The 14778-nt window shown below is 64.7% G+C and carries 12 protein-coding genes and 1 other RNA gene; 8 read left to right on the top strand and 5 right to left on the bottom strand.

Annotation, left to right across the window (positions count from 1 at the left end):
• The first annotated feature begins 117 nt into the window (after positions 1-117).
• From rnpB to OZ411_RS24590, 3 genes are all read left to right on the top strand, one after another.
• Positions 118-543: RNase P RNA component class A (gene rnpB / locus OZ411_RS24580), an RNA gene on the top strand.
• A gap of 245 nt (positions 544-788) precedes the next feature.
• Positions 789-1532 (top strand): sulfite exporter TauE/SafE family protein, encoded by a 744-nt coding sequence (locus tag OZ411_RS24585; protein WP_282530062.1) that lies wholly within the window; start codon positions 789-791, stop codon positions 1530-1532.
• A 73-nt stretch (positions 1533-1605) separates the two neighbouring features.
• Complete coding sequence (locus tag OZ411_RS24590; RefSeq protein WP_282530018.1) at positions 1606-2538, top strand: DMT family transporter; 933 nt, start codon at positions 1606-1608, stop codon at positions 2536-2538.
• Between the two features lie 6 nt (positions 2539-2544).
• On the opposite strand, the gene OZ411_RS24595 is transcribed toward OZ411_RS24590, so the two are convergent.
• Both OZ411_RS24595 and OZ411_RS24600 read right to left on the bottom strand, forming a co-directional pair.
• Positions 2545-4344 carry an ABC transporter ATP-binding protein gene (locus OZ411_RS24595; RefSeq protein WP_282530019.1) on the bottom strand — a complete coding sequence of 600 codons (1800 nt, stop codon included), beginning with the start codon at positions 4342-4344 and terminating at the stop codon, positions 2545-2547.
• 506 nt (positions 4345-4850) lie between these two features.
• Positions 4851-6428, bottom strand: a complete 1578-nt coding sequence (locus OZ411_RS24600) for a winged helix-turn-helix domain-containing protein (RefSeq protein WP_282530020.1) — start codon at positions 6426-6428, stop codon at positions 4851-4853.
• Positions 6429-6727: 299 nt separating this feature from the next.
• Between OZ411_RS24600 and OZ411_RS24605 the strand changes: the two genes are divergently transcribed.
• From OZ411_RS24605 to OZ411_RS24620, 4 genes are all read left to right on the top strand, one after another.
• Positions 6728-7483, top strand: a complete 756-nt coding sequence (locus tag OZ411_RS24605; RefSeq protein WP_282530021.1) for an SDR family oxidoreductase — start codon at positions 6728-6730, stop codon at positions 7481-7483.
• 61 nt (positions 7484-7544) lie between these two features.
• Entirely contained in the window at positions 7545-7934 is a 390-nt protein-coding gene (locus OZ411_RS24610) for a cupin domain-containing protein (protein WP_282530022.1), read from the top strand.
• A gap of 53 nt (positions 7935-7987) precedes the next feature.
• Positions 7988-8944, top strand: a complete 957-nt coding sequence (locus OZ411_RS24615; RefSeq protein WP_282530023.1) for an MBL fold metallo-hydrolase — start codon at positions 7988-7990, stop codon at positions 8942-8944.
• Positions 8945-8968: 24 nt separating this feature from the next.
• On the top strand, positions 8969-9634 hold the full coding sequence (locus OZ411_RS24620) for a nitroreductase (RefSeq protein ID WP_282530024.1): 666 nt from the start codon (positions 8969-8971) through the stop codon (positions 9632-9634).
• 113 nt (positions 9635-9747) lie between these two features.
• On the opposite strand, the gene OZ411_RS24625 is transcribed toward OZ411_RS24620, so the two are convergent.
• Complete coding sequence (locus OZ411_RS24625; RefSeq protein WP_130577544.1) at positions 9748-11334, bottom strand: DHA2 family efflux MFS transporter permease subunit; 1587 nt, start codon at positions 11332-11334, stop codon at positions 9748-9750.
• A gap of 43 nt (positions 11335-11377) precedes the next feature.
• Positions 11378-12667 (bottom strand): HlyD family secretion protein, encoded by a 1290-nt coding sequence (locus OZ411_RS24630; RefSeq protein ID WP_282530025.1) that lies wholly within the window; start codon positions 12665-12667, stop codon positions 11378-11380.
• 183 nt (positions 12668-12850) lie between these two features.
• On the opposite strand from OZ411_RS24630, the gene OZ411_RS24635 reads away from it, so the two are divergent.
• Complete coding sequence (locus tag OZ411_RS24635) at positions 12851-13489, top strand: TetR/AcrR family transcriptional regulator (RefSeq protein ID WP_282530026.1); 639 nt, start codon at positions 12851-12853, stop codon at positions 13487-13489.
• 229 nt (positions 13490-13718) lie between these two features.
• On the opposite strand, the gene OZ411_RS24640 is transcribed toward OZ411_RS24635, so the two are convergent.
• A complete protein-coding gene (locus OZ411_RS24640) occupies positions 13719-14774 on the bottom strand; it encodes an ABC transporter substrate-binding protein (protein ID WP_282530027.1) in 1056 nt (351 codons plus the stop codon).
• Between the last annotated feature and the right edge of the window lie 4 nt (positions 14775-14778).

The following is a 14778-nucleotide window of genomic DNA, read 5'->3' on the forward strand; positions in this document are numbered from 1 at the left end:
GACATCCAGTCGAACGGGCGACAGGCAAAACGACACCTTCAGGATAGATTATTTTGGCGCGCTTCGCGGGCGTTATCCGCTTGACGGAACCGGCTGGAACCCCCATGCCTATGGGCGTCAGTCGGCCGGACGGCCGCTCCCGCAAGCGCCGAAAGGCCGCGGGGGAGGAAAGTCCGGGCTCCATCGACATGCGGTGCCGGATAACGTCCGGCGGGGGCAACCCCAGGGAAAGTGCCACAGAGAACGAACCGCCCGCCTTCGCCCTTCGGGGCTTCGGCGCGGCAAGGGTGAAAAGGTGCGGTAAGAGCGCACCGCGTTTCCGGCAACGGAGACGGCATGGCAAACCCCACCGGGAGCAAAACCGAATAGGGACGGCAACGCAGGCTGTTCGCGCAAGCGATAACGCTGCAGGGCGATGTCAGGCCCGCCGTCCGGGTAGGTTGCTCGAGGCCGTCTGCAAAGGCGGTCCCAGAGGAATGGCCGTCACGTACCATTCGCGAGAATGGTGCCCTACAGAACCCGGCTTACAGGCCGGCTGATGTTCTTGGAAATGAGGGGTTCGGCGCAAACACGCCGGACCCCTCGCCATTTTTGCAGACCGTCATTCCGGGGCGCATCGAAGATGCGAACCCGGAATCTGGAGATTGCGGCGCGAGATTCCGGGTTCGCGCTCGCGCGCGCCCCGGAATGACGTCGTCGCGCAACGATCCGAAGCAGCGGATTTGCGATAGTGCCTGCCGGGCTCGTCGTGTAAACGTCAGGCCAATGACAATGAGAACAAGACGATGATGGGCGGATTCGCCCTGACGGTGCTGTTCGTCGGCGCGCTCGCCGGGGGCTTCGTATCCGGCCTTGCTGGCTTCGGCACCGCGCTGATGGCGCTGGGGATCTGGCTTTACGTCGCGCCGCCCGCGTTTGCCGTGCCTCTGGTCCTGATCAGCTCTGTCGTCGGTCAAGTCACCACCCTGCCCTCGATCTGGCGCTCGATCGATTTCAGGCTGGTCTGGCCGTTCGTGCTCGGCGGGCTCGCCGGCGTACCGCTCGGCACGCTGCTGATCGCGCATGCCGATCCAAACACCTTCAAGCTGACCATCGGCGTGTTTCTGCTGGTCTTTCCCACCGCGCTCTATTTTCAACGCAAGCCGATGGCGATCAAGTTTGGCGGCAAGCCGTTCGACGGCGCCATCGGATTTGCCGGCGGCATCCTCGGCGGCCTCGCCGGCCTTTCCGGCCCCTTGCCGATTCTTTGGGCCAGCGTGCGCGGCTGGACCAAGGAGCAGCGGCGCGGGATTTTCCAGACCTTCAACTTCACGGTGCTGGCGACTGCGCTGTTGCTGCAGGCGTTCGCCGGCTTCGTCACGAGGGACGTCCTCGCGCTCGCTGTCGTGACCTTTCCGGCGACGGTGGCCGGCGCCTGGCTCGGCGCGCGAATCTATCATGCGCTGAGCGACCGGAATTTCACGAACATCGTGCTCGGGCTGTTGTTTCTATCCGGCATCGGGCTGGTGTGCAGCGGAATTGCTCCGAGATAGCGCGCGCATGGCTGCCATATGCACCGAGTAGATTGCTGTACGCGGAACCGCAAAGCCGGTAACCACCTGTTTCATGTCCTCGTCCTCCTCGCGCGAACGTCTCGGCCTGTTGCTGGGCTTCATCGGCATGGCGATCTTCGGCGGCACGCTACCGGCGACGCGGCTTGCCGTTGCGGAAATTGATCCGATTGCCCTGACCGCGATCCGCACGGCAATCGCCGGCCTATGCTCGCTCGCGCTTCTGATTGTGTTGCGGCGGCCGCTGCCGCGGCGGGAGCTATGGCCGCAGCTTGCGCTGGTGATGCTGTGTGTCGCCATCCTGTTTCCGCTGCTGATGGCAGAAGGCATGCAGCGCGTTGACGCCTCCCATGGCGGCGTCGTGCTCGGCGTGCTGCCGATCGCGACCGCGCTGGTGGCGGTGACCATTACCCACGAGCGGCCGCGGCCCTTGTTCTGGGTCGCCGCTGTCGTCGGCGCTGTGCTGGTGATCGCCTTTGCGCTGCGCGATGGCGGCGGCACGCTGTCGACGGGCGACCTCTTCCTGTTCGCCTCTGTTGCGGTTTCCGCCGTTGGCTATGGCTTTTCGGGACGGCTCACCGCGGAGATGCCGGGCTGGGAAGTCATCAGTTGGGTGTTGGTGATCGCGTTGCCGTTCGCGCTGCCGGCGGCGGCGCTGACGATGCCGGCCGATCCCATGCACATTTCGCTTAAGCCATGGCTTGGTCTGCTCTACGTCGCGCTGTTCTCGCAATGGATCGGCTTCTTCGCCTGGAATGCCGGCATGGCGATGGGCGGGATCGCGCGGGTGTCGCAGGTCCAGTTGCTGCAGCCCTTCGTCACCTTCGTGCTCGCCTCGGTCTTCAATGGCGAGACGATCACCCCGCAGGTCGTGCTGTTCGCCGCCGCCGTGGTGGCGACGGTCGCGATCAGCGCGCGCACGCGGGGTCGAACGCGTGTCGTTCCGGAGCAACGCGCAGCGCTCGCGCTGACGCGCCCCCCGGAATGACGGCGGCTACTCCGCCGCGACGCGGCCGAACTCCGTCGCCTGCCGCTCGAACAGGCTGCGATAGATGCCGCCCGGTCGCGCGGTCAGCGCGGCATGGGTGCCCTGCTCGACGATCTCGCCGCGATCGAACACCAGGATGCGGTCGAGGCCGCGCACCGTCGACAGCCGGTGCGCGATCACGATCGAGGTGCGGCCCTTCATCAACCGCTCCATCGCCTCTTGGATCAGCACCTCCGATTCCGAGTCGAGGCTCGAGGTCGCCTCGTCCAGGATCAGGATCGGCGCATCGGCAAGGAACGCGCGCGCCAGCGCGACGCGCTGCCGCTCGCCGCCGGACAGTTTGACGCCGCGCTCGCCGACCAGCGTGCCGTAGCCCTTCGGCAATCGCATGATGAAGTCGTGCGCATTGGCAAGCCGCGCCGCCTGCTCGATCGCCGCCATGCTGGCGCCGGGCCGGCCATAGGCGATGTTCTCCGCCAGCGAACGGTGGAACAGGATCGGCTCCTGCTGCACGATCGCGATCTGGCTGCGCAGCGACTGCTGGGTCGCGTGAGCGATATTCTGGCCGTCGATCAGGATGCGGCCGTCGGAGACGTCATAGAGGCGCTGCACCAGTTTCACGAACGTGGTCTTGCCCGAGCCGGACCGACCGACCAGCCCGACACGCTCGCCGGCGCGGATATCGATCGACAGTGCGTCATAGAGCGGCGTGCGATGCCCGCCATAGAGGAAGGTGACGTTGTCGAACGTGATCCTTCCGCCCTGGACGTCGATCGGCTTTGCGTCAGGCGCATCGACGATGCCGAGCGGCTCGCCATGGATGGTGACGAGCTCCTCCATGTCGTTGACCGAACGCTGCAGATTGTTGATGTGCATGCCGACGTCGCGCAAGTAGGCATGGATGACGTAATAGCTCGTCAACACATAGGTGCCGTCGCCCGGCGAGGCGCGGCCGGCAAGCCACAGCAGGATGGCGCCGCCGACCACCGACGCGCGGAAGCACAAGAGCACCACGAGCTGCGCCATGTTGGTTGCGTTGTAGCGCAGCCAGGTGCGCAGCACCCGCCTGCGCCAGCGGGCGATGACGCCGGCGAGCCGCGTATCTTCGCGCGCCTCGGCGCCGAACGATTTCACCACTGCGTTGCAGGTGAGCGCGTCCGCCAGCGTGCCGCCGACCTTGGTGTCCCAGGCATTGGAGACGCGCGCGGCCGGTGCGATATAATTCACCGAGAGCACGATGGTCATCGCAACATAGATCACCGCGCCGACGCCGATCACGGCGCCGAGCACGGGCCAGTGCAATCCGAGCAGGATCATCGAGCCGACCAGCACCATCAACGACGGCAACAGCGCCATCAGGACGGTGTCGTTGAGCAGGTCGATCGCCCACATGCCGCGGGTGATCTTGCGCACGGTCGAGCCGGCAAACGAATTGGCGTGCCAGTCGGTCGAGAACCGCTGCACCCGCGCGAACGCCTCCTGCGCCACATCCGACATCGTCGTCAGCGTGAACGGCACGATCGCCTGCAGCCCCACAAACCGCAGGATGATCGACAACAGGCCAAGCGCGACGATGCCGCCGAACGCAACCATCGCCGCATGTCGCGCCGCCAGGTCCGAGGTGCCGAGCGTCAGGGCGTCGACCAGATGGCCGGAGTAAACCGGCATGAACAGGTCGGCGACGGTGGCGCCGAGAAAGCCGACCAACACGGTCGTGGCGCGGGTGGGCTGCTTCAGCCAATGGCGGAATGCAAACGGGATCACGACGCGGATCGCGGCGGGACGTTTGTCAGTTTGAATAGTCATGGCGCAATCCGGCCGCGCTCGCCGCGCAGGCCGACTCCATCTGAATTGACGCGCGAAGGCGCAAAAGCGCGCGCGAGCGTCGTTGAAAGATTGGTAAAGTGTTGGAAGGCTTGGAGGACCGGGACGTCAGCCCCGATCAAAACTGGCGGTCAACGGCGCGACCGAGCATCCAGTACAAGCATCGGACAGGGGCGCGCGATCTGCGAATAAGCCAAAATCATGCAAATCTCCCCGGTTCGAGCGACAACGCGCTGCTTATAAATGCGTCACGCCTGATTTGCAAGATGACAAAGCCGTGAGCTCGCGTCTTCGCGCTAGAGCGACAGCGCGCAAACTTGATTCAAAGACTGCTGCTCGCGGATTCGATTATTTCACAAGGGCCGCGGTGCAATGGCGTGGGAATTCCGCAGTGCTTCGCCTTACATGCGCTTCGGACGCATCCGGCCAAATCTGCAGCAGGACTATGCTACCCCAACTTCACATGATTGGTCGGAGAACCGCGCGCCTCACTCCGGCAGCCCCGCCTTCCGCAACCCATCTGCGAAGGTCGCGAGGTCCTCCGGCCGGCGAATCGGGAGCCAATCCGCGAGATTGGAGACGCGCAGCGTGGGGTCGAGCTCACGCAGATGCTTCATCGCGCGCTGCGCCTCGTCCGGCCGGCCGGCGAGCGCATGGCTCGCCGCGATGACACTGACGACCATCAGGAAGCTCGGCAACTCCCGGAAGGCTTTCTCCGCCCACGACGACGCGGCGTCGAAGCGCCCCGCGAACAGATGCGCCGCCGCCAGTCCGGCCTGCATGCGGTAGAGCTCGGGGTCGAGTGGGCTCAGCCTCATGGCGTGCGAGAAGTGCTCGATGGCGGCGTCCGGCTCGCCGTTCCAGGTCCGCAGGAATCCGGCGAGGAACCAGGCCGACGCGAGATTGGGATTGAGCACGAGCGCCCGGTCGAGCAAGGCGATGCCGCCGGCGACGTCATCGGTGAGGTGGGCGAGCGCATGCCCGCCGCGGGTGAGCGCGACCGCATCGTCCCGGCCCAGGTCGACGGCCCGGCGCGCCAGGCGGGCGCCCTCGGCGATCTCGCCTGGGCGATCGGTCATCCAGCCGTTGACCTTGCGCCAGAAATAGCACCACGCCGCCATCGCATAGGCCGACGCGAAATTCGGGTCGCGCATGAGCGCGTGGTTGAACTGACCGAGCGCTGCGTCGATCGACTCCCTGGATCCCAGATGGAGGTGCGCCATACCGCGCAGATAGTAGTCGTAGGCGTCGAGGCTTTCGGTTGGCTTGCGCTTCGCGCGCTCGATCTCGGCCCGCTCGAGCTGCGGCGCGATCGCGCCGACGACGGCCTCGGTGATCTGATCCTGCAGCTCGAAAATATCGTCGAGCGCACTTTCGAAACGCTCGGCCCACAGATGCGCCCCGGTGGTCGCATCGATCAGCTGCCCGGTGATGCGCACCTTGTGTGCCGCCTTGCGCACGCTGCCTTCCAGCACATAGCGCACGCCGAGCTCGCGGCCGACCTGTTTCACGTCGACCGCGCGGCCCTTGTAGGTGAAGCTCGAATTGCGTGCGATCACGAACAGCCAGCGAATGCGCGACAAGGCCGTGATGATGTCCTCTACCACGCCGTCGGTGAAGTACTCCTGCTCGATGTCGCCGCTTAGGTTCAGGAACGGGAGCGCGGCAATTGAGGGCCTGTCGGGGAGGGTCGGCGGCTCTGCGATGGTTTTGCCCGGCGCGTCGGGCTCGGTGCTGACTGCGGCGGAGCGACTGGCGATTTCGCTGACGTCGCCGACGAACCGGAATCCCTTGCGGGCGATCGTTCGAAGCAGGCGCTGGTTCTGCCCGCTGTCGCCGATGGCCTTGCGCGCCGCGTTGATGTGACTGGTCAGGGTCGATTCAGAGACGATCCGCCCGACCCACACGGCATCCAGGAGCTCGTCCTTGCTGACGACGTGCTCGCGGTTCCGCACCAGATGGAGCAGCAGGTCGAAGACCTGCGGCCCGACGGCGATCGGCTCGGCGCTGCGCGTGAGCTCCCGCCGGTCCGAGTCGATCACGTAGTCCTCGAACGCGTACTGCACGTCGCCCTCTCATCGCCGCCCATCGCCATGGCCGGCAAGCCATTGATAGCACGGTGATCATCGCCGAAGCTCGGCCGAGTTATCGCGCCGGTAAAGCAAGCGGAAACTGCCGGAACAGCGTGGCGCTTTCTTGGCTCGTCTTGCTCTTTTGTCCCGCTGTCTTGGACGGAAACCCAAGCGAAATTCAATCGCGCCTCAAGGCCGCCACAAGGCTTTCCGGCCGCCGATCCGGCACCCTTTGCCGCGTCGAATACGACACAACCTGGACACTCCCTTGCACACCCTTGGAGGGCAAGATCATGAAAATTGTCGTCATCGGAGGCACCGGCCTCATCGGATCAAAGCTCGTCAAGAAACTGCAGGAGAAGGGTCACGATGCCATCGCCGCCGCGCCCAATACCGGCGTCAACACCATCACGGGCGAGGGACTGAACGAGGCGCTCTCCGGCGCACAGGTCGTCGTCGATCTGGCGAACGCGCCGGTGTGGGAGGACAAGGCGGTGCTTGAATTCTTCGAGACCTCGGGCCGCAACCTGATGGCCGCGGAAAAGGCCGCCGGCGTGAAGCATCATCTGGCGCTGTCGATCGTCGGCAGCGACCGCAGTCCCGACAGTGGCTACCTCCGCGCCAAGGTGGCGCAGGAGAATCTGATCAAGGCGTCCGGCATTCCCTATACGATCCTGCGCTCGACGCAGTTCTTCGAGTTCGTCGGAGGCATCGTCAAATCGGGCGCAGAGGGCGGTGTGGTCCGGCTGTCGCCCGCGCTGTTCCAGCCGATTGCCTCTGACGACGTGGTCGCCAACCTGGCCGAGCTGACGCTCGCACCGCCGCTGAACGGCACCGTCGAGGTTGCGGGCCCGGAAGCCTGCCCGATGGACACGTTCGCGCGCAAGTTCCTGGCTGCGAGCGGCGACCAGCGCAAGGTGATCGCTGACGTGCACTGGCGCTACTTCGGAGCCGAGCTGAACGACCGCTCCTTGACGCCCGGCGATCGCCCCCGCCTCGGCTCCATCCGCTTCGACGACTGGCTCAGCCGCAACGCGGTTCATAGCTGAAGCACAGGAGATAACCATGATCATCCGAGCGGGTTCCGGGCAACGAACGAAAGAGGCGACTATGACGATCAAACTCGTTGCGTTGGTTCTTCTGTGCCTCATGACCGGCACGGCGGTGGCTCAGGAGCCTAAGGTCACGTCACTCATGTCTAAGGATCTTCCGGAGAATCCCGGCAGGGAAGCTCTGATGATCACAGTCGAGCATGCGCCCGGAGGGTCGAGCGCTATCCACCGACACAACGCACATGCGTTTGTGTACGTGTTGGAGGGCTCCGTCGTGATGCAGCTGAAGGGTGGACAACCGGTGACACTGACAGCAGGACAGAGCTTCTATGAAGGCCCTGATGATGTTCATGTCGTCGACCGGAACGCGAGCAGCACCCAGCCGGCGAAATTCCTGGTGCTCTTGATCAAGGACAAGGGCGCCCCGGCCGTCGTGCCCGCACAGTGACTGTTACGGCAACCCAAGTACCCGAAAGGCAAGGCAGTCAGCAGGAGACAAACATGAGCTTGGACAACACCTCACAGCCCTCGGTCAAGTACTGCGCCGACAAGGTGAACGCGAAGTACATCCACGGTAGACCGGAGCCCGAGTTGGTTCCGTCGCGCTACGCGCTGAAGGTCGGCGCGATTGACGTGCTGGTGGTCAGCGATGGGGTGCTATCGTTGCCAGGCGCGATGTTGGGCCACAACGTTGACCCGGCCGTCCGGGCGGCCTGGCTGGAGGAGATGTTCCTGCCGCCGGACGTGCTCGAGTGGGCGCTGAACGTGGTCGTGGTGCGTAGCGGCGGCCGGACCATACTCATCGACGCTGGGATGGGGGCGGAGTTCCCGGACTTGCCGCGGGCCGGGCGGACGGTTCAGCGACTGGAGGCCGCCGGCATCGATCTCGCATCCGTGACCGACGTGGTGCTCACCCACATGCACATGGACCACATTGGCGGGCTGCTCGTCGACGGGGTGAGGGACCGGCTGCGTCCGGACCTGCGGATCCACGTGGCCGCCGCCGAAACCAAGTTCTGGGAGTCGCCCGATTTCTCCCACGTCTCCATGCCGCCGGGGTTCCCGGACGCGCTTCGGCGGACGGCCAAGCGGTTCTTGCACGAGTACCAGAGCCAGTTGCGGACGTTCGAGGAGAAGCACGAGGTGGCGCCGGGGGTGCTCGTCACACGCACTGGCGGCCACACCCCCGGGCACAGCGTGGTCCGCCTGGCATCCGGCAGCGACCGGCTGACGTTTGCTGGCGACGCCGTGTTCCAGGTCGGGTTCGAGCACCCCGACTGGTACAACGGCTTCGAACACGACCCCGAGGAGGCGGCCCGCGTCCGGGTCCGTCTTTTGCGGGAGCTGGCGGCGAACCGCGAGTCGCTGGTGGCCACTCATTTGTCGTTCCCGTCCGTCTGCCACGTGGCGCTCGACGGCGACGTCTTTCGTTGGGTACCGGGCCCCTGGGAGTACTGACCGCTGTTGGGTTAGGGTGCGATCATGGACGTATATGAGGCAGTCACAAGCCGACGGGCGGTGCGCGGATTCAAAGACGAGCCTGTGTCGAGGGAGGTGCTGGAGCGCGTGCTGTCCGCCGCAGCTTGGTCGCCGTCCGGATCGAACATCCAGCCGTGGAACACCTACGTGCTGACCGGCGCGCCGCTGGCCGAGCTCAAGACGCGCGCCGTCGAACGCGTGTGCCACGGCGACCCCTGGGACGAGCGACAGTACGAGATGTACCCGCCCGCGCTGAAGTCCCCGTACGGGGAGCGCCGATCCGCCTTCGGCAAGGAGCGCTACAGCGCGCTCGGCATTGCGCGCGAGGACTGGGAGGCGCGCCAGCGGGCGGCCATCGGCAATTGGAACTGTTTCGGCGCGCCCGCCGCCCTGTTCTGCTACATCGACCGCGACCTGGGCCGCCCCCAATGGGCCGACGTCGGCATGTATCTGCAGACCGTCATGCTGCTGCTCCGCGCCGAAGGGCTGCACAGTTGCCCACAGATGGCGTGGTCGCAGGTTCGGGACACGGTCGCGGAGGTCCTGTCACCCTCGGACGCGCTGATCCTCTTCTGCGGCATGTCGATCGGGTACGAGGACTCCACGGTGAGTTACGCCCGTACGGGCCGCGCCCCGCTCGACGAGACGGTCACGTTCGTCGGCGGTTAGTTACTTGCGCTCGCAGACAAGTGGCCCTTCGCGTCATTTCGCGGCGACGCTTTCGGAGCGAAGCGGACATTCAGCGAGCCGCGCTTTCCGAACCGGATTTATGAGCACGCGCCCTAGTGTCCGCCGCCGCCAGGTGCCGCCGCCGACGGCTTGTTCAGCAGCAGGACCAGAAAACTGAGGCCGACATAGAACACGGTCAGCATGAAGAAGGCGTCGCCATAGCCCATCACCGCCGCCTGGCGATGCACGATCTGCGACAATTGCTTCAACGCCATCATTGCAGCATCGCCCATGCCCTGCATGCGCTCCGTGAACATGTTGAGCGTCTCGACCGCCGTCGCATTGCCCCAATGCACCCGATCGTGCAGACGCGAGATGTGCAGGTCCGTGCGGTCGTTCAGCACCTGATTGATGACAGCCAATCCCACCGCGCCGCCGAGGTTCCGCATCAGGTTGAACAGGCCGGAGGCGTTCTTGACCAGATGCGGCGCCAGCGTGCCGAGCGCGATGTTGTTGGTCGGCACCATCGCGCACATCATGCCGATGCCGCGCAGGATCTGCGGCACCAGCAGTTCATAGAAGTCATAGTCGCGGGTGATCCAGGTCATCTGCCAGGAGCCGAGCGCGAAGGTAACGAGGCCGAAGGCAATGATGTAGCGCAGGTCGACCTTCTGCATCAGCTTCCCGACGACCGGCGCCATCAGGAACATCGTGATGCCGGAGACGAACATGGTCTCGCCGATCATCAGCGCGCTGTAGCCGCGGACCTCCGCGAGATAGCGCGGATAGATATAGGTCAGGCCGTAGAGGCCGATGCCGATGCAGAACTGCAGCACACAGCCGATCGCGAAATTGCGGTTGCCGAACGTCCTGAGATCGACGATCGGCTCATCGACGGAGAATACACGCCAGAAGAAAGCGATCGCGGACACGAAGCAGACTGTGGCGAAGAACGCAACCGACGTGTCCTGCAGCCACTCATACTGAGGCCCCTCCTCCAGCACATATTCCAGTGAGCCGAGGAAACCCGCCATGAACAGGAGGCCCCACCAGTCGAAGCGCTCGAGCAGCGCGAAATTCGGCTGGTCGAAATCGATCAGCGCGAGCACGCCGATGGTGATGCCGATGCCGGGCACGATGTTGATGAAGAACAGCCAGTGCCACGACATCAGGTCCGTGATGTAGCCGCCCACCGTGGGACCGACAGTCGGCGCCAGCGTCGCCACCAGTCCGATAATCGGCGCCACGATGTGGAACTTCGAGCGCGGAAAGATCGTGTAGGCCGAAGCGAACACGGTCGGGATCATGCCGGCGCCCAGAAATCCCTGCAGCGCGCGCCAGAGGATCATCTGCTCGATCGAGGTGGCAAAACCGCACAGGAAGCTCGAGACGGTGAAGCCGAAGGCCGAAATCGCAAACAGCAGCCGCGTGCCGAGCGCGCGCGACAGGAAGCCCGACAAGGGAATGGCGATGACCTCGGCGATCAGATAGGCGGTCTGCACCCAGGATACTTCGCTCGAACTCGCCGAGAGGCCGGCCTGGATGTCCGACAGCGATGCCGAGACGATCTGGATGTCCAGGATCGACATGAACATCCCGAACACCATGATGATGAAGGCGACCACCCGCTTCGGCTCGATGCGCTCGGTGGCGGCCGCGGCGTTCATCATGTTCGGCGAAGCGGTGGTGGCGTCGGCCATATCTGCTCACCTGCGCCCGGGATTTTCTTGCGGACTCAAACTATCACTGCGGATGAATCATCATCGGTGCGTCGAGATCGGCATCATTGTCCGCATCCACAGCGCCCTCGCTTGTATCCACGGTGGTGTAGACCGACATGCCCGCGCGCAGCACGTTCTGCCGTGCAACGCTCTTCGGCACGCGGATGCGGACCGGCAGCCGCTGCACGATCTTAGTGAAATTGCCGGTGGCGTTGTCCGGCGGCAGCAAGGTGAACACCGAGCCTGCGGCCGGTGAAATGCTGTCAACCACGCCCTTGAACTTGCGGTGGCCGTAAGCGTCGACCGAGATCGTCACGGGCTGGCCCGGGCGGACGCGCTTGAGCTGGGTCTCTTTATAATTGGCGTCGATGAAGACATCGTCGAGCGGCACCACATTGCCAAGCCGCTGGCCGACCTGGATGAAGTCGCCGACATTGACAAGACGGTTGGAGAAGGTGCCGTCGACCGGCGCGCGCACCGTGGCGAAATCGAGGTCACGCTCGGCCTTGGCGAGCTGGGTCTGCAGTTCAGCGAGCGTGGCGCGGGCCTCGTTCTGCTGCGCCTTGGTCACCTCGACATTGTCGCGCGCAGCGTCATAGGCAGCCTGCGCCGACTTCACCGCGGCGACGCCCTGGTCACGGCTGGCCTCGGAGACTTCGAAGGTGGCGCGCGAAGCAAAGCCCTTGGTGCTCAGCGCCTGCTGGCGGTCGAAATCGAGGCCGGCGCGCTTCAGGTTCGCTTCGGAGGACGCGAGCTGTGCCTGGGCCTGCTCGACCGCGCTTTCCAGCGCGGTGACCTGGCGGCCGATGCGCTCGATGGTCGCCTGCTGGGTGGCGATCTTGCTGCGCGCCGCGTCGACGGCGATCCGGTAGTCGCCGTCGTCGATCCGGAAGATCACTTCGCCGGCGCGCACGATCGCGTTGTCGGCAGGCAGGATCGCCGCCAGATGGCCGGAGACACGCGCGCCGAGCATCGAGTTGTTGGCGCGCACATAGGCGTCGTCGGTCGAGATGTAGAAGCGGCCGGCCACGAACCAATAGACGCCATAGCCGACGGCGGCGAGCGCGAGCAGGCCGAGCACACCCATCATGACGAATCTGCGCTTGGCGGGTTTTGGCGCGGCGGCGGCTGGCGCTGCCGGCTGCTCCGGTGCAGGCGCGGCCGGCGTTTCGGAAGGCCGGCGCTTGGCTTCTTCAGCAGCGGGGCCACGAAGCTGCTCTGCTGGCTGAGCTGATGTGTTGCGCACGGACTCGCCCTCGACCTCCGGCTCGGAGCGAACGACGCGTGCAGCCTGATCTCTCGCCGCGGCCATAGCCGGACTCCTCATTTACCCGTCACGACGCAAGCGAGGCCCTGCGGCCGGTGCGGCATCGTGTCTTTACATCTATCATTGACCGAACGGTTCGGTCAAGCTACATTGTTTTGGAGGAACCCTAAGGAGAAAATCCCTTCCGGATAGTACCCGGATTGAAATGTTCTCCGAGAGGCAAAACCAATGGTTGCAAGCCATACATCCCCTCTTCAGATCGTTGCCGAGGAGGACTCCTCGAAGCGGCGACAGATTCTCGACGGTGCCCGCAAGGTGTTCCTGGAGCTTGGTTTCGACGGCGCCAGCATGGGCGAGATCGCCCGCGCCGCCGGGGTCTCCAAGGGCACGCTTTACGTCTACTTCGACGACAAGAGCCGGCTGTTCGAGGCGATCGTCGAGGAAGAGAAGATCGAGCAAAGCAAGACCGCTTTCAACTTCGATCCCCAGCGCGACGTCGATATCACCCTGCCCGAATTCGGACGCGCCTATGTCGCCCTGCTGTGCAGGCCGGGGGGCGGCTCGGCGATCCGCACGGTGATGGCGATCGCCGAGCGGATGCCTGAGGTCGGCAGCCGATTTTACGAACAGGTGATCGCGAGCAACGTCAAGCGCTTTGCGACCTATCTCGAAGCGCGCGCCGGGCACGGCGACCTCGTGATCGATAATTTCGAGCTCGCCGCCTGGCAATTCATGCAGATGTGCCAGGCAACGCTGTTCCAGGCTTTCATCTTCCAGGCCAAGCCTTCACCATCGCCGGATCAGATCGCCACGGTGGTGGACAGCGCGACAAAGGTGTTCCTGGCGGCGTATCGGAAAGCGGCGTGAGAGGCCGATGCCGGTGTTGCCCCTCATGGTGAGGAGCGCGCAGCGCGTCTCGAACCCATGAGGCCCCGCCTGTGGCCTCGCCCTTCGAGACGGCCGCTACGCGGCCTCCTCAGGGTGAGGAGATAGACTGCGGTCGCCACTCTCTCAGTCGTCCCTGTTCGCAATCACCGAGAGCTGTCATTCCGGGGCGATGCGAAGCATCGAGCCCGGAATGACATCGGAGATACCTTTACGGCTTGAACACGTAGCCCGGACCGATCGCCGCGGCCTCCGGGATTGGCGGCAGGTCGGAGAAGAGTTCGGGGTGATCCTTCATCACCTTCAGGATGTATTTCGGCTCGATATGCTTGTTGACATCGAAGGTCGCCTTGATGATCCCAAGCCGCGACAGACGGTCTTCGGCACTGTAGAGCGCGCGATAATTGTTCGCCGAGAGACGACGGTCCGCCTGCTGGATGTTGAACTGCATCGCGGCTTCGGCGATTTCCTGCTTGAGGCCGGGGATCCAGCGGGTGGCGACCTGTGCCGCCTGCTTCGGGTTCTTGCGCATCCACTGGTCGGCTTCGGAGACCGCAGCGAGGAATTTCTCGATGGTGTCGCCATTGGCCTGCACCCATGGGCGGAGCGCGACATTGAAGCCGAGATAGGAGATCACGTCGCCGCCGCGGATAATCTCGACCGCACCAGGCACATCCTTGCCCGCCACGATCGGCCACGGATCCCAGCCGGAGAAAGCGTCGATGCCCTTGGCGAGCAGCGCGACCGTCATGTCCGGCGGCGGCGTGTTCACTAAGGTGACCTCCTCCGGCTTCAGCCCGGCCTTCTCCAGGATGCCCAGGATATAGAGGTGGTTGATGGTGCCGAAGGATGCCGCGATCTTCTTGCCCTTCAGGCTCGCAAGGTCGCCCTTGACGATCCCTGAGCCTTCGCGCGCGACGATCGCCATGGTCGCATCCGAGCCGGCCTTGGTGGCGTTGCCGCTGTAATTGCCCAGCGCGACCAGATCCATGCCGCGCAGCACCGCGCCGATCATGGGCACACCGACCTGCACGATCTCGCTCTCGCCGGCCTGCAGCGCGTTGAGGGCGTCGACGCCGGTGGCATAGGGCCGCGCGATGGTGACATCGAGGCCGTATTTCTCGAAGAAGCCGCGCTCGAGCGCGATCGGCAATCCGATCTGGTCGATGCCGGTGACCATGCCGGCCTTCAGCTTGGTCAGCGTCTGTGCGCCCGACGGCGTCCACGCCAGCGCGAACGCCAGCGCGAGCAGCAATAATCGTTTCATTCTC

The organism is Bradyrhizobium sp. Arg237L (assembly GCF_029990105.1).
Classification (GTDB): domain Bacteria; phylum Pseudomonadota; class Alphaproteobacteria; order Rhizobiales; family Xanthobacteraceae; genus Bradyrhizobium.